Origin of the sequence: Veillonella sp. ACP1 (genome assembly GCF_000286635.1) — a bacterium.
Classification (GTDB): Bacteria; Bacillota; Negativicutes; order Veillonellales; family Veillonellaceae; genus Veillonella; species Veillonella atypica.
On the sequence record NZ_ALKL01000009.1, the window covers coordinates 55,474 to 79,446 of the forward strand.

At 35.7% G+C, this 23,973-nt stretch carries 25 protein-coding genes, 3 tRNA genes and 1 pseudogene; 7 read left to right on the plus strand and 22 right to left on the minus strand.

The genetic code is table 11. The features are described 5' to 3' along the window. Positions 1-226 precede the first annotated feature (226 nt). The 9 genes from HMPREF1151_RS03015 to HMPREF1151_RS03055 form a co-directional block, all read right to left on the minus strand. Entirely contained in the window at positions 227-916 is a 690-nt protein-coding gene (locus tag HMPREF1151_RS03015) for a response regulator transcription factor (RefSeq protein ID WP_005377711.1), read from the minus strand. Beyond that, positions 909-2,252, minus strand: a complete 1,344-nt coding sequence (locus tag HMPREF1151_RS03020; protein ID WP_009661024.1) for a cell wall metabolism sensor histidine kinase WalK — start codon at positions 2,250-2,252, stop codon at positions 909-911. The genes HMPREF1151_RS03015 and HMPREF1151_RS03020 overlap by 8 nt, the downstream gene beginning before the upstream one ends. 138 nt (positions 2,253-2,390) lie before the next feature. Beyond that, positions 2,391-3,743, minus strand: coding sequence for a pyruvate carboxylase subunit B (locus HMPREF1151_RS03025; protein ID WP_009661019.1), 1,353 nt, complete (start codon positions 3,741-3,743; stop codon positions 2,391-2,393). A 490-nt stretch (positions 3,744-4,233) separates the two neighbouring features. After that, complete coding sequence (locus HMPREF1151_RS03030) at positions 4,234-4,551, minus strand: hypothetical protein (protein WP_005382186.1); 318 nt, start codon at positions 4,549-4,551, stop codon at positions 4,234-4,236. 82 nt (positions 4,552-4,633) lie between these two features. Then, on the minus strand, positions 4,634-5,713 hold the full coding sequence (gene waaF, locus HMPREF1151_RS03035) for a lipopolysaccharide heptosyltransferase II (protein WP_009661009.1): 1,080 nt from the start codon (positions 5,711-5,713) through the stop codon (positions 4,634-4,636). Positions 5,714-5,881: 168 nt separating this feature from the next. After that, entirely contained in the window at positions 5,882-6,823 is a 942-nt protein-coding gene (locus HMPREF1151_RS03040; RefSeq protein WP_005377691.1) for a hypothetical protein, read from the minus strand. Between the two features lie 8 nt (positions 6,824-6,831). Next, positions 6,832-7,770 carry a phosphodiester glycosidase family protein gene (locus tag HMPREF1151_RS03045; RefSeq protein ID WP_005377648.1) on the minus strand — a complete coding sequence of 313 codons (939 nt, stop codon included), beginning with the start codon at positions 7,768-7,770 and terminating at the stop codon, positions 6,832-6,834. 11 nt (positions 7,771-7,781) lie between these two features. Further along, positions 7,782-8,588 carry a polysaccharide deacetylase family protein gene (locus HMPREF1151_RS03050; protein WP_005380216.1) on the minus strand — a complete coding sequence of 269 codons (807 nt, stop codon included), beginning with the start codon at positions 8,586-8,588 and terminating at the stop codon, positions 7,782-7,784. Positions 8,589-8,656: 68 nt separating this feature from the next. Continuing rightward, on the minus strand, positions 8,657-9,220 hold the full coding sequence (locus tag HMPREF1151_RS03055; RefSeq protein WP_009660994.1) for a nitroreductase family protein: 564 nt from the start codon (positions 9,218-9,220) through the stop codon (positions 8,657-8,659). Between the two features lie 129 nt (positions 9,221-9,349). Here HMPREF1151_RS03055 and HMPREF1151_RS03060 point away from each other — a divergent pair, with 129 nt between their 5' ends. Further along, a complete protein-coding gene (locus HMPREF1151_RS03060) occupies positions 9,350-10,141 on the plus strand; it encodes a carbon-nitrogen family hydrolase (RefSeq protein WP_009661017.1) in 792 nt (263 codons plus the stop codon). Between the two features lie 50 nt (positions 10,142-10,191). Here the strand turns inward: HMPREF1151_RS03060 and HMPREF1151_RS03065 are convergent, their stop codons facing one another. The 5 genes and pseudogenes from HMPREF1151_RS03065 to HMPREF1151_RS03085 form a co-directional block, all read right to left on the minus strand. Further along, the gene (locus HMPREF1151_RS03065) at positions 10,192-10,404 is read right to left on the minus strand and encodes a hypothetical protein (RefSeq protein ID WP_009661003.1); all 213 of its coding nucleotides are present in this window, start codon (positions 10,402-10,404) and stop codon (positions 10,192-10,194) included. 11 nt (positions 10,405-10,415) lie between these two features. Continuing rightward, the gene (locus tag HMPREF1151_RS03070) at positions 10,416-10,682 is read right to left on the minus strand and encodes a type II toxin-antitoxin system RelE/ParE family toxin (protein WP_016475957.1); all 267 of its coding nucleotides are present in this window, start codon (positions 10,680-10,682) and stop codon (positions 10,416-10,418) included. Then, a complete protein-coding gene (gene relB, locus HMPREF1151_RS03075) occupies positions 10,672-10,893 on the minus strand; it encodes a type II toxin-antitoxin system RelB family antitoxin (RefSeq protein ID WP_009660989.1) in 222 nt (73 codons plus the stop codon). The genes HMPREF1151_RS03070 and relB overlap by 11 nt, the downstream gene beginning before the upstream one ends. A 462-nt stretch (positions 10,894-11,355) precedes the next feature. Beyond that, positions 11,356-12,789, minus strand: coding sequence for a hypothetical protein (locus tag HMPREF1151_RS03080; protein ID WP_009661001.1), 1,434 nt, complete (start codon positions 12,787-12,789; stop codon positions 11,356-11,358). Between the two features lie 69 nt (positions 12,790-12,858). Further along, positions 12,859-14,094, minus strand: a pseudogene (locus tag HMPREF1151_RS03085) (ISL3 family transposase). 730 nt (positions 14,095-14,824) lie between these two features. On the opposite strand from HMPREF1151_RS03085, the gene HMPREF1151_RS03090 reads away from it, so the two are divergent. Next, positions 14,825-15,028, plus strand: a complete 204-nt coding sequence (locus HMPREF1151_RS03090; protein ID WP_038141205.1) for a KTSC domain-containing protein — start codon at positions 14,825-14,827, stop codon at positions 15,026-15,028. On the opposite strand, the gene HMPREF1151_RS09770 is transcribed toward HMPREF1151_RS03090, so the two are convergent. Together HMPREF1151_RS09770 and HMPREF1151_RS03095 are read right to left on the minus strand one after the other, a co-directional pair. Next, complete coding sequence (locus tag HMPREF1151_RS09770) at positions 15,029-15,199, minus strand: hypothetical protein (RefSeq protein WP_009661031.1); 171 nt, start codon at positions 15,197-15,199, stop codon at positions 15,029-15,031. Positions 15,200-15,274: 75 nt separating this feature from the next. Beyond that, positions 15,275-15,499 carry a helix-turn-helix transcriptional regulator gene (locus tag HMPREF1151_RS03095; RefSeq protein WP_009661029.1) on the minus strand — a complete coding sequence of 75 codons (225 nt, stop codon included), beginning with the start codon at positions 15,497-15,499 and terminating at the stop codon, positions 15,275-15,277. 178 nt (positions 15,500-15,677) lie between these two features. Between HMPREF1151_RS03095 and HMPREF1151_RS03100 the strand changes: the two genes are divergently transcribed. The 5 genes from HMPREF1151_RS03100 (at position 15,678) to HMPREF1151_RS03115 (ending at position 20,090) form a co-directional block, all read left to right on the plus strand. Further along, positions 15,678-16,079, plus strand: a complete 402-nt coding sequence (locus HMPREF1151_RS03100; RefSeq protein ID WP_009660998.1) for a helix-turn-helix domain-containing protein — start codon at positions 15,678-15,680, stop codon at positions 16,077-16,079. Between the two features lie 17 nt (positions 16,080-16,096). After that, positions 16,097-17,116: a virulence RhuM family protein gene (locus HMPREF1151_RS03105; RefSeq protein WP_009661000.1), complete on the plus strand. Its 1,020-nt coding sequence runs from the start codon at positions 16,097-16,099 to the stop codon at positions 17,114-17,116. A gap of 136 nt (positions 17,117-17,252) precedes the next feature. Beyond that, positions 17,253-17,405 (plus strand): hypothetical protein, encoded by a 153-nt coding sequence (locus tag HMPREF1151_RS09635; RefSeq protein ID WP_009660972.1) that lies wholly within the window; start codon positions 17,253-17,255, stop codon positions 17,403-17,405. A 160-nt stretch (positions 17,406-17,565) separates the two neighbouring features. Continuing rightward, entirely contained in the window at positions 17,566-19,170 is a 1,605-nt protein-coding gene (locus tag HMPREF1151_RS03110) for an ATP/GTP-binding protein (protein ID WP_009660981.1), read from the plus strand. 53 nt (positions 19,171-19,223) lie between these two features. Next, positions 19,224-20,090 (plus strand): DNA adenine methylase, encoded by an 867-nt coding sequence (locus tag HMPREF1151_RS03115; protein WP_009660973.1) that lies wholly within the window; start codon positions 19,224-19,226, stop codon positions 20,088-20,090. 39 nt (positions 20,091-20,129) lie between these two features. On the opposite strand, the gene HMPREF1151_RS03120 is transcribed toward HMPREF1151_RS03115, so the two are convergent. The 6 genes from HMPREF1151_RS03120 to HMPREF1151_RS03145 form a co-directional block, all read right to left on the minus strand. After that, on the minus strand, positions 20,130-21,251 hold the full coding sequence (locus HMPREF1151_RS03120) for an IS1249 family transposase (protein WP_009660980.1): 1,122 nt from the start codon (positions 21,249-21,251) through the stop codon (positions 20,130-20,132). 404 nt (positions 21,252-21,655) lie between these two features. Beyond that, positions 21,656-22,117, minus strand: coding sequence for an IS200/IS605 family transposase (tnpA, locus tag HMPREF1151_RS03125; protein ID WP_005380067.1), 462 nt, complete (start codon positions 22,115-22,117; stop codon positions 21,656-21,658). Positions 22,118-22,320: 203 nt separating this feature from the next. Beyond that, positions 22,321-22,406, minus strand: a tRNA-Leu gene (locus HMPREF1151_RS03130). A gap of 14 nt (positions 22,407-22,420) precedes the next feature. Further along, positions 22,421-22,496 (minus strand) — tRNA-Phe (locus tag HMPREF1151_RS03135). Positions 22,497-22,516: 20 nt separating this feature from the next. Further along, positions 22,517-22,592: transfer RNA gene (locus HMPREF1151_RS03140), tRNA-Asp, on the minus strand. A 228-nt stretch (positions 22,593-22,820) separates the two neighbouring features. After that, positions 22,821-23,973 (minus strand): ISL3 family transposase (locus tag HMPREF1151_RS03145; RefSeq protein WP_009660984.1); only part of this gene is annotated, 1,153 nt, incomplete at its 5' end.

The following is a 23,973-nucleotide window of genomic DNA, read 5'->3' on the forward strand; positions in this document are numbered from 1 at the left end:
AGTTGAGAGAGAACTTATTAAGAGAGAGAAGTTAAGTGTATCTTTTCCGTATATCTTCATAATAATCCTTACAGTTATAGTATACACAAAATCTCTAAAAAATAAAGCATAGTATATAAAAAATATATAAAACTTCGATTATTTCTCTATAAGATAGCTCCTAAAAACATATATAACATCAATAGCTCACCAATCCATGAACTAAAAGTGAATTTAGTTATGCTTTTTATACAAACTTGTAACCTACACCCCAAACTGTAATGATATGTTTACTATCAGATGGATTTTCTTCGATTTCTTCACGCAAACGATTGATGTGAACTGCTACAGTTGCATAATCGCCATACGAATCTAACCCCCATACACGGGAATATAATTCTTCTTTAGAAAATACGATATCGCGGTTACGCATAAGAAATTCTAATAATTGGAATTCTTTTTTCTTAAGATGAACTTCTTTATCATTTACCCAAACTTTCATCATCTTAGGATCAAGGCGAATATCACCGGATTGAATAGCATTTGTATCAACGACATCTTTTTCAGTAAGTCGTTTATATTGTGCTAACATAGCCTTAATTTTTGCAATCAATACAGATGGAGAGAATGGTTTTTCGATGTAATCATCAGCACCTACACCAAGGCCACGAATTTTATCAATATCATCGAGGCGTGCAGTTACCATCACGATTGGTACGCGCACTTTATCACGAATGGCGCGACACACTTCAAAGCCGTCCATTTCTGGCAACATAACGTCCAAAATAATTAAATCTACTGGTGTATTCAAAGCAGCTTCAATACCATCAGTACCATTATTCATAACAGTTACGTCATAACCAGCAACCATCAAATAATCACGCTCAATATTAGCAATATCAATATCGTCTTCAATTATTAGAATATGTTCACTCATGATTTTCTCCTTTTTTCGGGAACTCTAAAATAATTCTAAGTCCATGTGGTCTAATATTTTCTATCACTACACGACCTTCGAAAATTTCCATAATACGTCTAATAATCGAAAGACCAAGTCCACTCCCCTCCTGTGGATTAGTGCGGGACGAATCAACTCGATAAAACGGACGCATAAGTCGGTCAAGTGACTCTGGCGGAACCCCAGGGCCATCATCACTTACCACACAGTACACATGACTTTCATCTTCGGTGACATCAATAACACTATGTCCTATATCTGCCATCTTATATTTTGCACTATTATTTAAAATATTTTGCAAAACCCGCTGTAATAACTGCGGATTCGCCATAATAGTAGCATCCTTAACTGTAACACGTTGGCTCAGTTCAAGACCTCTAGACTTATAATGCTCTATATGATCTTCTACAAAACCTTGTACGTATTTCCCTAATTCTATTTCCTCTGATGGTCTAGATTCCTTTTTATAGTTCAATGTTGTAATAAGGAACAATTCCTCCAACATAGAATCTAGATCATTAGCGCGCTTCAAAATGATTCCCATGTAGCGTTTTTGTTGCTCTTCGGTTGGCGCGATACCATCCCGAACGCCTTCTGCATAGGCCTTAATTGCAGTTAATGGAGTACGGATATCATGAGAGATACCTGCAAGCAATTCTTTTTGTTGCTCCTGCTCCATTTCGATTTGGTAATTAGCAGCTCGTAATGATTCCGTCATATTGCGGACGTGAATCATAATGAACTTCGTCACAAATCGGTTGATCGCAAAAAATGTAACTATAAACAAAAGTAATGCAACAATGCTAATGTAGAACGAAACGGTCTCCATCAAGCTATCACTACCATGCACAGCTCGTTTAATAGCTATATGATATAGATATGCATGACGTCCTTCATTCTTACGCATTTCGTACACAAAGGTATGATTTGACTGATAGACAATCCCTTGTAACTCAGGATTTACATCAATCAAGCCAACGATAGCAGATTCATTATAAATCTGTTGTGTACCGTAAGAATACAGAACCTTTCCCTGATCGAGAATTTCTACATACACCTCATTAGGGTCTAACAAACTATAGCTTGGTTTAACAAGAGAATCCATTAAACCATTGTCTATACCATAAAAGGTAATAGTTTCAGCCACACGGCTAACACTTTTAAACTGTTGTTCTTGCTCGATACGCAAATAGTATCCGGCATTCGCTAAAATGCGTAGTCCTGAAAAATATAACAAAAATAGAATAATTGCAATTAATATAGGAACTACAAATAGAACAACATTGGATATCCAAATTCTAATTTGTAAATTCACAGGATTACCTCAATATCATAATTAGTAGATACTCCTTATAGTGTACGCTATTTTACTCATGATTAGCAAGAGAAAATATAAAATTCGTATAAACATAAAAACAGCCCTACCAAAAAGGTAGAGCTGTTAATATTAAGATTAACGACGGTTAGCTTCGAAGAAGTTAATTGCAACTTCTGGGAACATAGCGTATGTTAATACGTCTTCTTCAGTGATGCCAGTGTAACCTTTGGAGTTCAAATCTTCAGTGTAACCTGCCAATTCAGGTTCAATAAGATCTGCTGGACGGCAAGTGATAGGTTCTTCATCATCAATGATAGTGTGACGAATTTCGTCAGAAATTTTACCAGGCAATGCACCATATTTACCGCGTACAAGGTCTTTAACTTCGTTAGGAACCATTTTATAACGGTCGCCCATCATAACGTTCATCATAGCCATTGTACCAACGATTTGGGATGTTGGAGTTACCAATGGAGGGTAACCCAAGTCTTCACGAACGCGTGGCATTTCATCCATTACGTCGAAGAAGCGATCGCCCATACCCATTTCGTTCAATTGGTTTTGAGTATTGGACAACATACCGCCAGGAATTTGGTAACGACGAACAGCTGGGATTACATCGCTAGCTGGTTTCAAGTTGAATTCTTCAGCGATTTGTTGTTTTACTTTGCGGAAATGATCAACTAATGGAATATATTTATCAAGGTCAAGACCAAGATCCCATTCAGTGCCTTTGAACATTTCGATCATAGTTTCAGTAGCTGGTTGGCTAGTTGCATGAGCGAATGGGGAGATAGCAGTATCGATGATATCTACACCAGCTTTAGCAGCTTCCCAGTATGTAGTGCTTGCAAGACCGCAAGTGAAATGGCTGTGCAAGTCGATTGGCAATTCACCAAAACGTTTTTTGAAAGTAGAAACTAAATCATATGCATCAGCAGGTCCTAACAAACCGGACATATCTTTAATGCAAAGAGAATCAGTACCCATTTCAACCAAAGTTTCAGCAACTTTCAAGAAGCTTTCAGTTGTATGAACTGGAGAAATAGTGTATACCATAGCGGATTGAACGTGTGCGCCTGCTTTTTTGGAATATTTAATAGCAGCTTCCATGTTACGAGGGTCGTTCAATGCGTCGAAAATACGGATACGGTCGATACCATTTTTTACAGCAGCTTTACAGAATGCTTCCACTACATCATCAGAGTAATGTTTGTAGCCCAACAAGTTTTGGCCACGAAGTAACATTTGTAGTGGTGTATTTTTTACATTAGCTTTTAATTTGCGAAGACGTTCCCATGGATCTTCGTTCAAGAAACGAAGACAGCTATCATAAGTAGCGCCGCCCCAACATTCAAGAGCTTCATAACCGATTTCATCTAAAAGGCCAAGCACTGGTTCCATTTGTTCGTAACGCATGCGAGTTGCCAAAATAGATTGATGACCGTCACGAAGAACGGTTTCACAGATTCTTAATTTTTTAGCCATGTTAATCCTCCAATTCGAAATAGTAAGGTGATGTAATTTTATACATACACGCAATGACTATCTCATACCTATTTATCAACAATTCCTATAGTTCCTACTTATGTAGGTAAAATATGCTAGGAATTATTGGAACATACTTATATTAGACTACTTCTAAAATTCTTTGTCAACAAGTATATTATGCTTATTTATCATCAAAAAGCATGCATTTTTGATATAAAAGTGTAAAAAAAATCACCAAAAACTCTCGTTATGCTAGATTTTATCTTGCATTTTTAATCATTACCAAATGAGTATGTTAATGAGAATGTAAAAGCAAACTAATCCTCATATCGTTATAATTTTTATTTATGTACAAAAGTATATCAGTATTTATTGATGTAGTACAACGAATTATCTTGATTTACAGATCTTGTTATCACTTTTTTTGATAACTGATAAAGGTAATCTAACATTCATGAATATACATTTTCTATTTCAAATATACTTTTTATTTTACCTTTTTAGGTGCTGTTTCAAGAACAATATTCTTGCCATCTCGTTTTACTTGGATAGAGAATGCCCCTTCGCCCTCTTTAAAATACTCCATTTTAATGTCTAACAGCATCTTACCGATAAGCGTTTCCACCTTCTCAGTTAAAAATTCACGATAAAATGCATCTTGTGTTTGCTTAGGACTTTGATGAATCACAGGTTTCGCTGCATTGCGTTCCGCCTGCATCATAGTTTCTTCAAAGTTATCATTTCCACCCCATTGCTTCATCATTTCTGCGTCTGATAAGCCTTTTTGAATTTTAAACTTTGCCATTATATACTCCTATTCTACTAGTTAGACGACCAACATAATGCGTATTCTATCTAACTTTATATATTATCACTCTTATTTAAGTCTAATTCTTTACACCTAATAATTCAATAATATGTTCCTTCACCATAACTGGATCAATACCAGACATACAGTACGCTTTTCCCTTCGGACATTTTCGTTTACGGCATCCTAAGCACTCCATATCATGATTTTGTAGCACTTTATAGGTTCCAGTCAGAGGTCCCCACTCTGCGGGGTTTGTAGGGCCAAATAAAGCTATTACAGGGCGTTGTAGAGCCACGGCCATATGTAGTGCACCCGTATCACAGGCCACTACCACCTCACATTCACCAAGAAGAGCCGCCATTTCACGTAAAGTAGTCTTACCTAATTTATTGTAAACTGGCAAATTCTCTTTCTTTACATATTGCATCATTTCTTCAAACTCTTGTGCTTCTTTTGGTCCACCCAAGCATATAAAATTGCTTCTATAGGACAGGGAATCTATTAGTTGTTGCCACTTTTCATAAGGCCAGGACTTAGTCTGCCATGATGAACCTAAAACTAAACCTATCAATGGTCTATCTTTTTCTGCAAACGCCGTTTCCACTTCGAATTTAGCCCGTTGTTGCTCATCAGCTGTTATAATGAGATCCATTAGATTCATATTCTTAGTCTCAACAGGAATAGTCTCTGTGTTTAATGCACCTGGCAGTAATTTAGCTACATCAAGATATTGCTCTATAACATGCTTTGACCGATTCTTCGATTTGTAATTAGTAAATAACCAATTCAGTTCTTTAGTACCCCCTAATCCTAACCGTATAGGTGCACCAGATGCCAATAGTACAAGCCCCGTAATAAGCCGGCCTTGTACATCAACAGCTATATCGAAGTGATAAGGCTTTAAACGTTTTCGTAAATCCCACCACATATTCCACATGGTACGAAGGTGTAATTTTTTTGAATGAGCCTCATATTCATCCCGTTCCCAAGGAATTATATGATCTACATAGGGATTATGTTCTAATAATTCAGCCATGCTAGGTGTAACAATCCAATGTAATTTTGCATTCGGATACTGTTGCTTTATCCACCTTGCGGCGGCTGTGGCATGCAGTATATCACCAATATAACTGAGCCGTACAAACAATATATTCATAGACAACCGCCTTTCTCATGTATTATCGTCGCCCGTTAAATCATCATCTCGTATACTCATATACCGATTATAACGAAATATATATGAGTTCAACTTGAATTATGTCGTATAAAACTAAATAAGTTTATAAATAAAGCCTTTATAACCTGCGATTATAAAGGCTTTATATTAATTCTTTTTCTTAGAGCTAGAGTCTTTAGATGATTTATCGTTATCTTCTGTTACTTTGGTCGTATCATCACTGCCATTGGCAATAATTTCTTTCACCGCATTCATAGTTACTTCAGACAAGGTAGTCGGATTATTATATTTATAAATAGGTTTAAATCCTACGCCTAATTTACCAGAGTATACAGTTAATACATTATTATCTTCATCGACACGAGCGATATAGATGGTCTTGCTAGTATCTACACCAAGCAAACGGAATCGTCCAGGTGGATTGATAACACGCCAACCACCTTCGATACCATTAAACATGAAGATGTCGCCAGTTTTAGCATTATCATAGAAGAAATTATCTTCATCATAGAATACAGCAATACGACCAATGTCCGTAGCTTGCATGTAAACGCGACGCGTATCATAGTTCGCATCAGTTCTGTAAATCCGGTATGCACCTTCACGAACTTTTACCTTCATGTACACCACATTTGTCGCTTCGGAATAGGCCGCATCAACAATGCGACTTCCCTTTGGTACATCTTCAAGTTCTGTATCTACTTCGTGTTCCGGATCATCTGCATTGAGTCGGGCCATAACAACCTTGTTGTCCGTATACAGGCCCATAATTGCGTAGTTACGATCTGGCATCCAGTCAAAATAGCTAATGGAGCGACCTTTCAAACTAACCGTTGTAGGCTTGCTTTCACCAGCCTTATAAATCCGAAGAGATTCATCTGTAACAACAGCCATAAATTGATGGTCATAAGATACGTATTTACGTCCCTCCTTTACGTCAGGGAAGTTTTTCGTGTCATCCTTAGACGCACCAGAGACGTTAAATTCTGTAGTCGGTGCAAACATATATTGATCAAGGTACAGATACACCCCTCCTTGCAGTAGAATACCTACCGCAAAGGCGCTCAGTACACGCGTAAAAGGTTTCATTGTTCCTCCTATTTCACGATAAACGCCGTAGGAATCATCCGTTCCCCTAACAAATCGGCTGGTTTATTTACAACTTTGCCATTTAAATACAATGTAGAGCTAGAGCCACCATCGAGGTTAGCCGCAATGTATGCGCCCTTTTCATAAAGTACATCTTGCACATCACGCAAGGTAGCACCCAAGGAATAACCTGGTTGACGACCGTCGATTACAACGAACAACACAGTACCATCCTTACGTTGACCTATGGCCGTACGAGGACCTACGCCCCAACCGCCATCGCCATCGGTGATCATCTTCTTACCATCTACGATAAGAGGTGGCCCAAAGGTAATACCTTCCATAGCTTTCATATCAGCTAATTCAGTTTTATCATAGTTGCCCGCAATGAGGTTACCAGATTTGGAGAAACCTACAAAATCAACGGATTCATCAGGCCCCACATCCTTACCGATAATATAATCCCCTTCGTGAAGGATAAAGCCATATGGCAAGCGGCCTGTACCAGTACCATTAGGATCGTGAAAGCCACCGCCATTGATAGCCGCTACGGCACCATTCATTTTAGCAATATTACTTGTAGTATCCCCTTTTTCTTGAATGTTTGCAGCTGTCGCAACTTGGATACGACGAGGATCTGGAATTTCAAGCACGTACCCTACATAACGAGAAGACTCAATTTTTTCCAATTTTAAGTCTTTATCTTCGCGAGCATTAAATTTAAACAAATCTTGACTCTTTACAACGCCTACTGTCCCCAAAATAGATTGCAATTCATCGTTGCTGAATAACCATGTAATGTATTGAGGATGACGAGATTGTAAGATAGCACCAATTACGGCACGTTTTACATTATTAAATGGTCCAAACAATACCACGAATGGTGATGTGACTGCGGTAAATAAGAACACCATAATGATGAACTTTACCCAATTCTTTTTAAACAATGTATATCTCCTTATAAATCACTGTAATGTTCAGTGCTAATTCGTTCTTCAAAATGCTTGATGTCTACGGCATTACCAACCCAAACACGTAAAATATTGTATGGATTATCCCCTGTATGAGCCCAACCGGACTTCATAGCCATTGCCATCTTTATACCACTGTCTTTTGTGGCAGCATCTGTATCCTTATTTTTGTCCCCATAGGGATAACAGAACCAAGGGTTATCTGTAATTCCTAACTTATCAGCTAACGCTTGTTGTGCTTTTTGAATATTTTCCATTTGTGCGGCTTTTGAAAGTTGGCCCATTTCCACGTGTTGGAATCCATGATTAGAAATAGTTATACCATTGTCTTTCATTTCTTTTAGCTGTTCCCATGTAAGCCGCGTTCCTACATCGCCCGGATTAACAAATACAGTAGCAGCAAAACCATATTCTTTCATCAATGGATACACGATAGAGTATGTATCTGCATAACCATCATCAAAGGTTAGTACTACAGGCTTTTCAGGTACCGCTGCACCATTAACTACATAATCGTATAATTGATCCATCGTCAACGGATGGTACCCATTATCCTTGAGGAACTTCATTTGCTGACGGAATAAATCCTCGCGGATAACCGCATCATTATCTTTATCATCGCCAATCTTGTGATACATGAGCACCGGAACTCCCGACGGATGTACCATCGTAACCTGTTGTGTAGGTGGCGTTTTAGTTTCATTTTCTGTCGTTTGCTGTGAAAGCATTCCACATCCTGCTAACGCTGTAGCAATTACAATTGTGAAAAGCACTACCAATGAAAATCGTTTCATAGGTCCCCCTTTATATAGACACAATTTAATAACTTATATTATATCATTTATAAGGAGAATAGTAAAAATCAACGTGTTACAAGTACCTCGTCAATCGATTTGCGAGGTCTCGGATACATGCCTTCATCAGGAACACCGATAGCAATGATTGCTTGTACATCATGAGATATATTCAAAAAAGCTTTACTTTCACTCTGCATAAAAAACACATCATTCATCCAGAGTGTACCTAAGCCCATATCCTTTGCACCTAGTAAAATATGTTCCACAAAGGCACCTATTGCTTGTAAATCGCTTTTTTCCCAAACAGCTCGGTAATCAGGTAAATCATCATATGGATTGTATACGAATAATAAATCACTAGCCGTCTGCATCGCTTTTAAACTAATTTCCAAACTGCCAAAGTGGTCTTTTCTCGCTTTATATTGTTCAAGCACCTGAAAGCCAAGATTAACAAAAAAATCTTTATCCGCCCCTGTCACATGTATAACCTGCCAAGGCTGACGATTTTTGGGAGATGGCGCACGCATGCCCAGTTCTACCAACTCTTTAATTATATCCATGCCAACCGATGGGGATTCCTTATATCTACGCACGCTAGTACGCGAATGTATAACCTCTTTTAATTCCATATTGCTAATACCTATATATTCCTATTATTTACTATGTGCAGAGTTATATTGTAATCTACTCAATAATGTTTTAATATTTTAATTATAATACATATTACTTACACTATACTATTCAACAAAGGATTCACTATGAAAAAACGCCTTACCCTTATACAAATGGACGTCCATGTTAATGACGTAGAATATAACTATAATCGTGTTCAAGAACTACTTACTCAGTCTCTTTCTGAAAGCCCAGATATTATCGTATTACCAGAGACATGGAATACAGGATTTTATCCCTCCAAAGAATTAATCAACATCGCCGATAGAAATGGAGAACGAACAAAATCATTATTAAGTGCATTTGCGAAAGAGCATAACGTAAATATCGTAGGCGGTTCCGTCGCAGTTGCCAAAAATGATGTCGTATTCAATACGTCCTATATCTACAACCGAAAAGGCAAGCTCGTCGGAGAATACTCAAAAGTGCATGGATTTAGTCCTGCAAAAGAAGATTACTATTTCGCAGGTGGCACGCATACCACACATTTTGAGTTAGATGGCATTCCTTGTAGCACTGTCATCTGTTACGACATCCGTTTTCCAGAATTAGTGCGTATGGCCGCATTACCAAATACAGAATTGCTATTTGTACCGGCCCAATGGCCTACCATGCGCCTACGACACTGGCAAGTACTCAATGAAGTACGGGCCATCGAAAACCAACTATTTGTATGTGCTGTAAATGGCTGTGGTGCGGTTGGTCGCGTTCAAAGTACGGGCCACTCTGCTGTATATGATCCATGGGGTACAAATCTATTAGAAATGGATACTAAGGAAAGCATCGCTTCTGTGGAAATTGATTTTGCCGTTGTCGAAGACATTCGCAACAAAATAAATATATTTAGAGATCGTAAACCAGAACTGTATAATCTATAACCCTATAATACAAAAGACACATTGCAATGATTTGCAATGTGTCTTTTACATTAGAATTCAATAAGATTCCACATATCCTCTGGCACTTGTTCTAGAGGTTTATTTTTTGCTATCGCTTCTTTCAAAATATCAATCGTATCTTGAACCTCTTGTTTGTCCTTTGTATTTGGGTCATGAAGGATAACACGATTTAAAGAATCTTCACCAAATTGTTTGAGATATTCCTTTTCTACTTGGTTTAATTCACGACGTAAGTATTTCATTATTATGACCTCTACTTATAAATAAATTTCCGATGACCTACTTCTACCGCTATAATCACACAATTCGTATCACTAATATCAGCAATAACTCTATAGTTGCCAATTCTATACCGCCACAATCCTTGTTTATTACCAGTCAATGATTTACCAGAATATCGTGGATTTTCTACATTATCCAAATGTTTTATCAACCAATTAAAAATATAACGCTGTGTTGACTTATCCAACTTTGAAAATTGTCGGTCAAACCGTTTACTAAACTCTAGCTTATAAACCATACTTTGCACGCATTTCCGCTACAGAATATGTGACAGGATCCTGTTTATATTCTTTTAGAGCTTCTTGGCCTACTCTTAGATCAAAGTCATTTTCAATTTTTTCTAGTAAAGCTTTTTTAAATAGTGTAGACAATGTTTCATCCATAAATTCCGCATAGGTTTTAAACAGATTTTCTTCTTGTTCATTAAGTCTAACAGAAATAGTTGACATACAAAGCACCTCCTTATGTATTACATTGTAATACATAAGGAGGTGACTGTCTATAACTCTAATTATATTATTTTGTCATGCTTGCTTTTAATGCAGCAATTTCTGCACGAAGTTCTGGCAGCATCTACATTTTATTTATTTTTTACTATATTTATTTATCAGCCGTAGTCTACAAAGCTATATCTATACAATAAAAAATGAGTTATCATCAACGTTTAGGCATACAAAAAAGACATGTTACTCTTCTCTCGTCTCTCTCGTAACATGTCTTAATTTGTATATAGATCTCTCGAACTATATCATATTGTGTCTGGCTGAACTCTCTAATCCCTTTTTGACACGCCAGTATGTCTACAATTATTTTATATTTTAAAATAATTTATGTCAATAATTTATTTTTAGTTTAACAATTGTCATTTATAACAGAGATTAAATCAGCTAATTACAATATTAGACCTACAATTAACCGCGCTGACAGAAATAAATAATATAATTTTTCTCAGGGCTCACCGCTGCGCCTAACGCATATGGATGATTCCAATTACCACCAAAATCAAATAAATATATTACATAATCATCAGGTATTTCTACCGAATCTTCATTAAAAGAGAATCTATGTAAATATTGTTTCTGTAGTTTTCGATTCTCCGACTCAGTATAAATAGGATATTCCTTCTTATCTAAACCTACCGTATCCATCTGTTTAGGTTTTAATCTATCTCGCTCAGCCTCTACTCTCTTTCGAGTTTCTATATAACGCTTATACTTAGCATCGCTACTTTCACCATCAATTTTGATCTTATTAAATTCAGTCAACACTTGATTCTCTAATTCATATATTTCATCAACAGATTTCTCAATAGGATTATCCACTAGATTTTGCACATATTTGCCCATAGGTACTGTTGTATTTTTTACAATAACTATCGATGTAGGCATTAAGGTTTTCAAAGTATCTGCATATTCCATATTTGAATCAACATAGTTTTTTACATAAACATTGGATAGATCAGATTTCGAAATGACAACTTTAGAATCAATCCGTGCCTCATCAATGTAAGGCTTCAATTGATCTGGTGTACCACCAAAAGCCAGTTGTACATATGAACCGCCTTGCAAGAACGGAGGATTACTATGCAGATGAATATTCTTTACAAAGCTAGGTATTTGTTTAGGAAACCCTGGAATCGTAGCAACTAGCTTATAATCCTTAGGATTATTAATAGGATACTCAATTAACTCTATGAGCTTAAAAAACGCCTCTATTGATTCTTTTATCTCCTCTTTAGTTCTAGCCGTATACAGATCATAAGATTTCCCTTTATTCTTTTCTAGAAAAGCTTTAAATTCTTTCTCACTTGCTTTACTCTTTTCTGCACGCGTACTGTACGATGGAATATTAACGGGATTCGTTAATTTAATCTCCCCGTGTCCATTTTTTCTCATATAAGGGCTTACGATACGTAATGGTTTATCTCGATTACCATATCCAATACCTTGCTTATTTGTTTCCAACGTATTGTAACGTGTGATTTGTTTGAGTGCCTTTTCATCTCGATCATTATAAAGGGGATCAAAAATTTGATACTCCACATTCATATCTGACTTTTGTAAGTCTACTAATCGTTGTTTAGATCGTTTCTGACTTCGTGCTTTTAACAACTTAATCTCTTCATCTGAAAGCTCTCTTGGATATTTTGAATTACTCTTCCTAACACTTTTAAAAGCTCCAGGAATTACCTCAACAAACTCCGATGTTAAAGAATCTTCAGATTTAATATTACTTTTTACTGTAACACTAGTCTTTTGATTTGGCATTTCTACCGATGCAGCGAAACTAGATTGACTGGACAGTGCTAGTGAAAGCAGCCCTAAAGCAATATATTTTTTAATCATATCTCTCTCCCATAAAACTCTGCTCATACAGATATAAAAACAGAGGCTCTCTGTCAAATGTTGGGTTGTTCACCTTACAAGTCTTCTTTGGCACCAATCATATGTATAGTTGGTGCCATTCTTTTTGCTCAAAAGTAGAATACATACTCTAAATCTACCAAAATGACGAAGTCCATAACTTATTCGTTTTAATACTTTAATCTTATTATTAGTTCCTTCTGTATAGCCATTAGAATATGGTAGTAAGAAAGCATTAGTTAACTACTTCATCCATGCAGAAAATGATGTAAAGAAGTTATTAAATTCATTCAATCCAGATGCTTTTACTAACTCCAACCAATGAGTTAAATGTTCCGCAATTCCTTGTATACCATAGGTCGAAAAGATTTTTCTAAAAGATAATTTTAATGCATATGCTTTTCGTAAATCATCAGAAATTCGTAGTATTTCACAGAGTTTAATGTGCTCAGCTTCTGTTAGATGATCTGGATGTTTCATTAGCACGCGTCTATTCTGTTTTAACATGCGTGAATAAGCCGCTAGTTTATGTTGCTCACGCTTTCTTCTAACTTGCTCTACCGCCCAATCTACAAGGCGACATACATGATATCGAACACAGATAATATGCGCATGCGGAAATAGCACCTCCATGATGCGTTTAAACTGTATGGATATATCCATTACAATAAATTTAGCTTGTAGGCGCTCCTTATGTTTAAATGCTGCAAAATAACGGATTAATACTTGCGTATCACGTTTTGGTAAAATATCTAATATTTCATGTGTATCTGGATCAGTTAAATTAACTCGGTATTGGTAGCCTTCTGCATTTCCTTTGAATTCATCAATACCAATAACGGTAAGTAATGTCTTGGGCTTAGGTATAGTAATTATAGAGCAATAGCATAATACGGTAGTAATAGATATATCACACTCTTTTGCAATAGCTGTATACGTTAAACTTTCAGTAAGTTTATCAAATAGCATCCTAGTATTAGTGACACTTAGTTGCATATGTTTTCGTACAAATGGATTATTTTCATCAAAAGAATAACCACAATGTGGACAAATATACCGCCGCTGTCTGTATTTTCCAATTAATGGCCCACGTTGTACTTTTCCAAACTTTACCGTACGTATGCGGTAATCCTTAATATGTTTTGTGATTCCCCCGCGCTTTTGGCAAATATGTGATGTTACTGGTAATTCTATGACAAAAATAAATGTCCCATCCAATTCGTAACTATTTGTAATATATTCTTGTTTTACATTATGTAAAAATTCAGTATAATCAATAGTAGGCATATAAGCTCACATCCTTTCTTTAGGACTTTGACACTTTTATTGTAAAGCATGTGAGTCTAGTATGCTTATTTTTTTGCAAAAAAATAATGTTGGAAGTAACACCATAATGGTGTCACCCCAACATTTATTATAGAGCCTGTTTTGAACGCTCCAACGCTCCATTTTTATAAAATCTCCAAACTTAATTTTTATCACTCCTTTATCAAGCGTTTATTTGACTAAACTGATTAGTTAAATTAATATATAAATAGATACCTATACTAGGGTATATTCGAAAGGAGGGCCTTTTATGTCCCAATTTTTGTTTATGCCTTGTTCCAATTATTTAGATTAATAATATTCATCCATTAAGGGAGGAAGACAAAGGAATTTGTTTTACTTATTAATCTTTATAGCTGATACTAAGGGCGTCGTTTCTTGGGCTGTCCTAGCAGCCCTAAGTGAAGCGGTTCATCATAGAGCTAATTGCTGATAACAATTAGGTTGCCTTATATTGTTTGAAGGGGACTTCAACAGTTGATTAGGTTCTATAGTTAAGATTTCCGCAAGAAATCTTATGTGCACAGCCTTTTTAACTGGCAATATAATGCAAATGCAGTGAACTTTTGGTAAACAAATAGGATAAATTACTTCCGTATTATCAGTGCGGAAGTTTTTTATTGCCCAGGTCTATATTCATATATATTTTGAATCTATTATTTGTATGCTCGTCTTGAAAGGAGGTGCCTGTATGGAAATGAAACATGTATCGTCTTCCAATGTAGACGCCATTGGATATGAGGATGGCATTATTCAAGTCCGGTTTAAAAACGGCTCTGTATATCAATACTTCAACTGTAGTGAAAGCCTATACCACTCCTTTTTAAATGCTTCGTCAAAAGGACGATTTGTCCATCAACATTTAGTCCACAAACTACAACGTAAAATTAGATGATCAATCATATATCGGCGCACCAATTTCGGTATTACAAATATTTACAAAAGTATCTGTTACCAATATCGTCGTATGCGTTGTGCCGTTTTTTCTTATCCACTCCACTAATGGTCTAGCTGCTAGTGCTAGTTCTTTGTATTCTTTTGGGATGCACTTGTTTTCTATATTCATAGTTCCTCCTTTCAATAGCCACTAACGCTTGTTGGTGGCTTTTTGCTTTTTCGATTTGATTTCACATTTTCTAACTTATAACCTGTATATTATGCAAGTTATTATGTAAAATATATCTACTCGACTAGAGCAGTCTAATCCAAGATAATCACTAATCATTGTAGCCTCTACTACATCAAACTGTATTTTCCCATTCATTTTACTGTTAATAGTCATAATAGAAACACCTAATAACTCTGCTAAATCCGCATATGTTTTCTTATGTTCTACCAACAATCCTTTCAGTTTTTCTAGTTTCATCTTTTCACCTTACTTTTTTGCATATTATACAAGTTTCTAATTACATGCTAAATCTATTAGAAAAACATGCTAGCCATCACATGCAAGATTTTATAAAAATTTTATAATTTTTCTTGAATTTTATTCAAGATTATTGTAATATATGTTTGTAAGGGCGATTCTTATTTGGAGGCATATTATGAATACCGATGAAAGAAATACAATAAATAAAGAAATAGGAGAAAGAATAAAAGCCATTAGAAAGCAAAAAGGCATAACATTAGCTGACTTAGGAGCAAGATTAGGTATTAGTGAAAGTAATATGCAAAGATATGAATCTGGTAAAATCGCTAGTGTTTCTATTGATTTTATTAATAGATTGGCTACCATATTAGAAGTAAAGCCAGAATGGTTAATCGGTTGGGATAAGGATGATACTCCACAAGGTTGCTACCTTGATTCTGAAACAGCTGAATACGCTGAATACCTTCGCACCCATCCTTCTGCACGTTTATTATTCTCCGCATCTCATGGCATTTCTAAAGAGGACATGGAGAAAGCAGTTGAATATATCGAGCTGCTAAAATTAAAACATAAATAATAGGAGGTGAAGCATATATGTTTTTCTTTTTCCCTGATGGTATTGCTCCACAAGGTGAAATTATCCTATATCAATCCGATAATGATAATATGACAACGAATGTTTTATTTAAGGATGAAACATTCTGGATGTCACAAAAAGAAATCGCATTGCTATTTGGAGTCGATAGAACGGTAATAAGCAAACATCTAAAAAACATTTTCGCTAATCAAGAGTTAGATGAAAATTCAGTATGTGCAAAAATTGCACATACTGCAGAGGATGGAAAAACCTACCAGGTAGTATTCTATAATTTAGATGCCATTATCGCTGTGGGATATAGAGTAAATAGCAAAGAGGCTACTAGATTCAGAATGTGGGCTACAAACACTTTAAAAGAGTATATTGTCAAAGGCTTTGTACTTAACGATGATATGCTAAAAAATGGGCGCCAATTTGGAAAAGATTATTTTGACGAATTATTAGCCCGTATCAAAGAAATACGTGCATCTGAACGTCGGTTTTATCAGAAGATTACAGATATTTTTGCACAATGCAGCTATGACTACGACAAAGATAGTGTTGAAGCTAAACAATTTTACGCTACTGTTCAAAATAAATTGCATTGGGCTATTACCAATAAAACTGCAGCTGAAATTATTGCTGAACGAGCAGACCATAACAAGCCACATATGGGATTAACTACATGGAAAACCGCACCTGACGGCAAAATCATAAGTACAGATGTAGTTATAGCTAAAAATTATCTTTTACAAGAAGAAATATCCGAGCTCAATAATATTGTAAGCATGTTCCTAGACTATGCTGAAAACCAAGCAAGACGTAAAAACCTTATGATGATGGATGATTGGTCTTATAGGCTAGACAGTTTTTTGCAGTTTAATGAATATGATATCTTATCTAACGCAGGGAAAATATCAAAGAAAGTAGCGGATAACTTAGCTAAAGAAGAATTTAAAAAATATCGAGTTATTCAAGACCGAGAGTTTAAATCTGATTTTGACAAACTTACTGATTTTACAATAAAAAAGAAATAATACACAAGGGAGAGTGTTATATTGGTTGTAGATTTGATTTACTGTGACTTACCACATGCCAATGCTGTGTCAGAGGAATGTGAAGATGTAGATACGCCATAACATCTACATAAATAAAAGCCTCCCTCATGATCGCATGAGAGAGGAAATTAAGCATGAATTAATGCATATTATTAACGATGACTTCTATTTGGACCAACACGTCAATCTAGTTGAGCAAATGGTCCGTCGGACGAGTATCGATGATGCGGAATTAGAAAGTATTAACTTTTATCATCACATTATTTAACTAATAGCCAGGGAGATGTTATTATGTTTAGAGTCTTAGAACTCTTATTTAAGGGTACTGTAATTAACTCTGAAAACAACTCAAATGACATTTCACCTTTTGAAAATTTTTTAGTGGAAAAATAATTCATGTTAATTTATTTACAAAGTGAGGATATGAAATGTCAGGAATAATTGAAAGCGTGCATATTGCACGCTTTAGGAAATTTAATGATGTGACAATAAAATGTGGACAGAAACTTACTGTAATTACAGGCCAAAATGGGACTCAGAAAACTACACTTTTAGGATTATTAGCTCACCCATTTTCGATGACTGTAGACACAAAAAAGAAAGATCTAGATCCTTTATTTGAATTTAAAAGTACAAAGACTTTATTCGGGAAAAAGTTCGAATCTAAATTTTCAGATAAATTTAAACTTGATGAAACTCATGAATCAGTTAAGGGCCACGAATATACACTTTATTTTTCAAATCCCAACATTGGAGACAACGGCTCTTTTACTTTAGAGTCGATGCAAAGGGATAAAAAAAATAATAAATTAAGGTTATGGAAAAAAGGGTCTCGTTCTTCTGGTGATGGCTATATAACCCTTCCTGTCATTTATTTGAGTTTGAAAAGAGTTACTCCAATTGGCGAAGAAGGCCGGATAAAAAGTCTATCTCTTGCACTTGAAGATGAGGATACACGGTTACTAGTCAAAGAGTATAATAATATATTATTTTCCGCCAACAAGAATATAGAAAACGATAAAACTAATCAGCTAGACTCTAGTAATAAAAAGCAATTAATTGTTCATCCCAACACATATGGCCCATTAACTATATCTGCTGGTCAAGATAATATAGGTAGTATTTTAACTGCAATCTTATCATTTAAAAATTTAAAAGAACAATTCCCTAATGAATATAAAGGAGGCCTATTATTTATTGATGAAATTGAGTCTACATTATTTCCAGCAGCACAAACAAAATTAATAGAAAGACTATTTTCATATGCAAGAGATTATAATATACAAATTTTTTGCACAACTCATTCTGCCTCTATTATAAAAATAGCTTTAGATGAAAGATATAAAAACGATGTGGTCGTTAACTATTTGAAATCTATAGATAATAACATAAAAATAGAAAATAATTTAACCTACGAACAAGCTATCGCTCATCTTTCATTAACAGTAATAAAAAATGAACAAAATAAAAGACCCAAGATAAGGGTATATTCTGAAGATAATGAAGCTCGACTATTTTTTAAAGCGCTACTTCCAGCAAAATATTATAAACTTCTAGATATTATAAATGTAAATCTTGGAGCAAATGAACTAATTAGACTAAAAGACTGCAAAATTCAGGAGTTTTCTAATAATATGATTTTATTAGATGGTGATAAAAAAAATACTTCTAAAAATATCTTATGTTTGCCTGGGCCTTTTGGCCCAGATAGAATCCTATATGATTTTTTAAAAGATTTACCAGAGTCAGATGAATTTTGGTCTGACAATATCTCGACTGGAGGTTATAGTAGCCAAATTTGTTTTAAAGATTATGGGCAGCCCCCTATTAATCCTTGCGGTGGGCAATTAAGAGAATTTTATAAAAATTGGTTTCAAAATCAATTAGAAAATAAATATTGGGGTAAATCTGATTGTGATGCATTTAAAAAATGGAAAAAAGATAATCACAAAGTTTATGAGTGTTTCGAAAAACACTTTATAAAAGTATATAACTACCTTGCCGCTAAAAATAAGCTTCCACAAATTGAATAGGTATGTCCAATTGCCAAGACAATGTATATAATAAATGAAAGGAGGTGTATTCTATGCCTGTAACAAAGTCGATTCTACGCTACCCTGGTGGCAAAACCCAACTTGCTAAATTTGTGAGCAACCTTATTACTATCAACAAAATGAAAAGCCCTATATATTGTGAGCCATTCTCCGGAGGGTCTGGAGTTTCAATGGAGTTGCTACTAACTAATAAAGTAAATTCTGTTATACTAAATGACCTCGACCCATCTATTTATTCTATTTGGTTTGCCATATTACATGATACAGATAAACTCATCGATGTAATACAAACAATGTCCATCACAATGGATGAATGGTATCGCCATAAAGATATATATTCTGAGCTAAAAGACATTCCAGTCTACGACTTTAGATTAGCAGTATCAGCTTTATTTCTTAACCGGACAAATCGCGGTGGCATCATTACAGGAGGACCGATTGGAGGGCATGAGCAAAAATCAAAGTACTCCTTAGATTGCAGATTTAATAAAGCTGGTATCATTAAGAAGATATACACAATAGCCGAGCAACGTCATAGAATACGCCTATATATGCTAGATGCTAAAAACTTGATTAATGACGTATTATTAGATGAAAATTCGGAGCAACTATTTACATTCTTTGACCCACCTTACTACAAACAAGGTCAGGCATTATATAAAAATGCATTTAATCACGAGGATCATGTATCTTTATCTGAAGCTATTAAAATGATGAACGGGTACAAATGGATTACAACATATGATGAATGCCCTGAAATACAATCAATCTATGCTGATTATCGCTTATTCACATATAAACTAAAATATTCAGTTAATCAATTCCGCGAGGCAAACGAGTATCTATTTGCTAGCCCTATAACAAAGCTAAAATCTTTCGATAAAGTCAAATTAATTTAGATAAAAAAATAGGGTTATAGGACAAAACGTGTTGGTACTTTAATCCCAATGATTGAAAGATAATTTGTCATAGTTATGCAAATCACCCCAAGAAACGGCATCTCCCCAAGTTGGAATTATACCTTGAAGTTGGGCTCTTTCATTCATAGATCTATATATTTTAGAAATACTTGCATCAGTTGGCATTACCTTAAGTATTTCTTTTGCAGAAAGCGGTCTTGGTGAGTGTAAATAACACCACCAAAAGACCGCTTTTATGCGTTTTTCTACAGACATCCCTCGATGGTAACACAATAAACGTCTGAGTTGTGCGTTTACCCCGCCTTCAATAGGGTTATTAGTCCTCGGACATTCTTTATCCAACACCAATGTTTCATCTAAATATCGAAACATTGTCTCTGTATTAATTAACACCACTAGAGAGTTATAAGCTTTTAATAAGCGTTCACGCATAGCTCTTAAATTATCATTACTATCACGTGTCATTTCACTTAAAAACTCTTTAAAAGTCACTCTCCAATTAAATAATCGTTGAATCCATATTTGTGCATCTTCTTGTATTTTTACACTATACAAATCGCTTGCTAAATCTCTTAACATAATGCCTGCTAAGGTTTTAGGCCGTCTAGTAGTGTAACGATGCACTTGCCATACAGCATGAACAATACAACGTTGAAGTTTGGCCGTACGCCAAACTTTTTTTAATGCTTTTCTAAGGCCAGGTCCACCATCAGAAACGACCACAATGGGGGTCGCTATTCGCTGCATAAGAGCTTGCCATGAGCGAGACTGTTCTGACCTACATAAATACCATCCTAATACATGTTCACCATCATAACAGATCAAAATACAAGCTTTTTTAGCTAAGTAAATACCATCAACGAATACCACATCTCTCGGGGTTTCAATTTTGGGCGGCATAGGCCATATTTTCCAGAAATCAGCTATCTGTCTACGAAATGTACGGCCCTGCCCAGACATGACCTGTTGTATTTCTTTACTAAATAACCAATTTAGAAATCGATGAAAACATTTAGTAGTATTATCAATAGTTTGTGTAAAGGTGATGTTACACTGCTTACAATGCCATCGTTGTGATCCAGCTTTAGTTTTCCCATATTTTTGACAAGAAAATCCACAATTTATACATCTTACCAGCATGATTATTCCCTCCACTTAGAACACGATTTTCTAAGAAGATATAATCTTATTGAAGCCAGTAAAATCAAGGGTTTTGGGACTTTTTACCAACACATTTTGTCCACCCTCTAAGTTTATCAAAAGAACTTAAAATAGCGATAGAGCCAGTAATTTACTGACTCTATCGCCTACAAAACCAACACGTTTTGTCCTATAACCCTAAAATGAAAGATGACATCGTGAAACGTATCTCTAAAATATTCTGATGTCAAAATGATGTCAAATCAGAACCACCCGTAAAACGGGTGGTTTGCTCACGGGCTATAAGCCCGTAGTACTAGGCCAGCGTCTAAAGGCGCTGGCTTTCACTACGTTCAAGCCGCATAGCCATTGACTCGTAACGGTCCCCTTAAAGGGGATATGTATTACTTGCTACCCTTAAAAGGGTCCTCATATTCTTTTACACTAAGTTTATCTTTCATTTGGTCATGTAACTCTTGCTCACGTATATATTTTTTTACGGTAGCTTCATTTAATCCTACCGTACTTACATAATATCCCTCGGACCAAAAGTGTCTATTTCCAAATTTATACTTTAAGTTTGCGTGTTTATCGAACATCATTAGCGCACTTTTACCCTTTAGATATCCCATAAAAGATGAAACTGATATTTTAGGTGGAATTAACACTAGCATATGCACATGATCTGCCATAAGCTCCCCCTCTATAATCTTGACGCCCTTATATTCACATAAACGTCTCAGTATTTCACGTAAACTATTTCTGTATTGATTATATATAACTTTACGTCTATACTTAGGTGTAAATACTATGTGGTATTTGCATAACCATTTTGTGTGCGCAAGGCTCTGTGTCTTTGTTGCCATATAAAATCACCTTTCTTTTGTATATAATGCGGCTTGAACACCTACATTATACTTAAGCAAGGTGATTTTTTTGTATAACTTTCGTTGCCGCACCCGCATAGCGGGTGGTTTTATGATTCGCGACTACGTCGCGAACCAGTCTAAAGACAATAACAAAAAATAAGGGCTTACAGAATTACCTGTAAGCCCTTATTTAATCAGCTTGGTGCGGTTGGAGGGACTTGAACCCTCACGAGCGTACGCTCACCACCCCCTCAAGATGGCGTGTCTGCCATTCCACCACAACCGCGTGGAATACAAAAATGGTGCCTCAGGACAGAATCGAACTGTCGACACACGGATTTTCAGTCCGTTGCTCTACCGACTGAGCTACCGAGGCATGTTTTTTGTAAAAAAAAATGGCGACCCCGATCAGATTTGAACTGACGATCTTCGCCGTGACAGGGCGACATGTTAACCGCTACACCACGGGGCCGCGTATCAACTCTCGTTGACTACTCGTATATATTAACATGAGCCACTCATATAATGCAAGTACTTTTTTCTAATTTTTAAATGAATTTTTCCAAAATATATAGAAATAAGAATTATACATCAAAAATCGTATATATTAATCATATATGTTCAGTATACTTTAATATACTCTAGATTAGTCCAAAACTTATAGAAATAAAATTGGGCTCTCTGTCAAATGTTGGGGTATTCACCCTACGAGTCTTCTTTGGCACCAATCATAGTTATGGTTGGTGCCATTCTTTTTGCTCAAAAGTAGAATACGTACTCTAAATCTACCAAAGTGGCGAAGTCCATAGCTTATCCGTTTTAATACCTTAATCTTGTTGTTAGTTCCTTCTGTGTATCCATTAGAATATGGAAGTAAGAATGCATTAGTTAATTGCGTCATCCATGCAGGAAATGATGTAAAGAAGTTATTAAATTCATTTAAGCCAGATGCTTTTACTAATTCCAACCAATGCGTTAAATGTGCAGCTATTCTTTGTTTACCATAGATTGAAAAGATTTTTCTAAAAGAAAGTTTTAAAGCATATGCTTTTCGTAAATCATCAGATATTCTAAGTATTTCACATAGTTTAATATGTTCGGCTTCCGTTAAATGGTCTGGATGCTTCATTAGTACACGTCGATTCTGTTTTAACATACGTGAATAAGCAGCCAGTTTATGTTGCTCACGCTTTCTAACTCGCTCTACCGCCCAATCTACAAGTCGACATACATGGTATCGATCACAGATAATATGCGCATGTGGAAATAGCGCCTCCATGATGCGCTTAAATTGTATGGACATATCCATTACAATAAACTTAACTTGTAGGCGATCCTTATGTTTAAATGATGCAAAATAGTGGATTAATGCTTGCGTATCACGTTTCGGTAAAATATCTAATATTTCATGTGTATCTGGATTAGTTAAATTAACTTGGTATTGGTAGCCTTCTGCATTTCCTTTAAACTCATCAATACCAATCACAGTGGGTAAGGTCTTGGGCTTAGGTATAGTGATCATAGAGCAATAACGTAATACTGTAGTAATAGATGTATCACACTCGTTAGCAATAGCTGTATAGGTTACACTTTCAGTAAGTTTATCAAATAGCATTCTAATATTAGTTACACTTAGTTGCATATGTTTTCGTACAAATGGATTGCTTTCAGCAAAAGAATGACCACAATGCGGACAAATATACCGACGCTGTCTGTATTTTCCAATTAGTGGACCTCGTTGTACTTTTCCAAACTTTACAGTACGTATGCGGTAATCCTTAATATGCTTTGTGGTTTCTCCACACTTTGGGCAAATATGTGATGTTGCTGGTAATTCTATGTCAAAAATAAAT

What these genes read in the sequence shown, in the direction of transcription:
- HMPREF1151_RS03080 (WP_009661001.1), bottom strand. Translation starts at nt 12,789, where the DNA reads ATGATTAAAAAATATATTGCTTTAGGGCTGCTTTCACTAGCACTGTCC.
- HMPREF1151_RS03095 (WP_009661029.1), bottom strand. Translation starts at nt 15,499, where the DNA reads ATGAAACTAGAAAAACTGAAAGGATTGTTGGTAGAACATAAGAAAACA.
- waaF (WP_009661009.1), bottom strand. Translation starts at nt 5,713, where the DNA reads ATGAATATATTGTTTGTACGGCTCAGTTATATTGGTGATATACTGCAT.
- HMPREF1151_RS03120 (WP_009660980.1), bottom strand. Translation starts at nt 21,251, where the DNA reads ATGCTGGTAAGATGTATAAATTGTGGATTTTCTTGTCAAAAATATGGG.
- tnpA (WP_005380067.1), bottom strand. Translation starts at nt 22,117, where the DNA reads ATGGCAACAAAGACACAGAGCCTTGCGCACACAAAATGGTTATGCAAA.
- HMPREF1151_RS03070 (WP_016475957.1), bottom strand. Translation starts at nt 10,682, where the DNA reads ATGGTTTATAAGCTAGAGTTTAGTAAACGGTTTGACCGACAATTTTCA.
- HMPREF1151_RS03105 (WP_009661000.1), top strand. Translation starts at nt 16,097, where the DNA reads ATGTTTTTCTTTTTCCCTGATGGTATTGCTCCACAAGGTGAAATTATC.
- HMPREF1151_RS03060 (WP_009661017.1), top strand. Translation starts at nt 9,350, where the DNA reads ATGAAAAAACGCCTTACCCTTATACAAATGGACGTCCATGTTAATGAC.
- relB (WP_009660989.1), bottom strand. Translation starts at nt 10,893, where the DNA reads ATGTCAACTATTTCTGTTAGACTTAATGAACAAGAAGAAAATCTGTTT.
- HMPREF1151_RS03090 (WP_038141205.1), top strand. Translation starts at nt 14,825, where the DNA reads ATGGAAATGAAACATGTATCGTCTTCCAATGTAGACGCCATTGGATAT.
- HMPREF1151_RS03015 (WP_005377711.1), bottom strand. Translation starts at nt 916, where the DNA reads ATGAGTGAACATATTCTAATAATTGAAGACGATATTGATATTGCTAAT.
- HMPREF1151_RS03040 (WP_005377691.1), bottom strand. Translation starts at nt 6,823, where the DNA reads ATGAAACCTTTTACGCGTGTACTGAGCGCCTTTGCGGTAGGTATTCTA.
- HMPREF1151_RS09770 (WP_009661031.1), bottom strand. Translation starts at nt 15,199, where the DNA reads ATGAATATAGAAAACAAGTGCATCCCAAAAGAATACAAAGAACTAGCA.
- HMPREF1151_RS03055 (WP_009660994.1), bottom strand. Translation starts at nt 9,220, where the DNA reads ATGGAATTAAAAGAGGTTATACATTCGCGTACTAGCGTGCGTAGATAT.
- HMPREF1151_RS03030 (WP_005382186.1), bottom strand. Translation starts at nt 4,551, where the DNA reads ATGGCAAAGTTTAAAATTCAAAAAGGCTTATCAGACGCAGAAATGATG.
- HMPREF1151_RS03115 (WP_009660973.1), top strand. Translation starts at nt 19,224, where the DNA reads ATGCCTGTAACAAAGTCGATTCTACGCTACCCTGGTGGCAAAACCCAA.
- HMPREF1151_RS03050 (WP_005380216.1), bottom strand. Translation starts at nt 8,588, where the DNA reads ATGAAACGATTTTCATTGGTAGTGCTTTTCACAATTGTAATTGCTACA.
- HMPREF1151_RS03025 (WP_009661019.1), bottom strand. Translation starts at nt 3,743, where the DNA reads ATGGCTAAAAAATTAAGAATCTGTGAAACCGTTCTTCGTGACGGTCAT.
- HMPREF1151_RS03100 (WP_009660998.1), top strand. Translation starts at nt 15,678, where the DNA reads ATGAATACCGATGAAAGAAATACAATAAATAAAGAAATAGGAGAAAGA.
- HMPREF1151_RS03110 (WP_009660981.1), top strand. Translation starts at nt 17,566, where the DNA reads ATGTCAGGAATAATTGAAAGCGTGCATATTGCACGCTTTAGGAAATTT.
- HMPREF1151_RS09635 (WP_009660972.1), top strand. Translation starts at nt 17,253, where the DNA reads ATGAGAGAGGAAATTAAGCATGAATTAATGCATATTATTAACGATGAC.
- HMPREF1151_RS03065 (WP_009661003.1), bottom strand. Translation starts at nt 10,404, where the DNA reads ATGAAATACTTACGTCGTGAATTAAACCAAGTAGAAAAGGAATATCTC.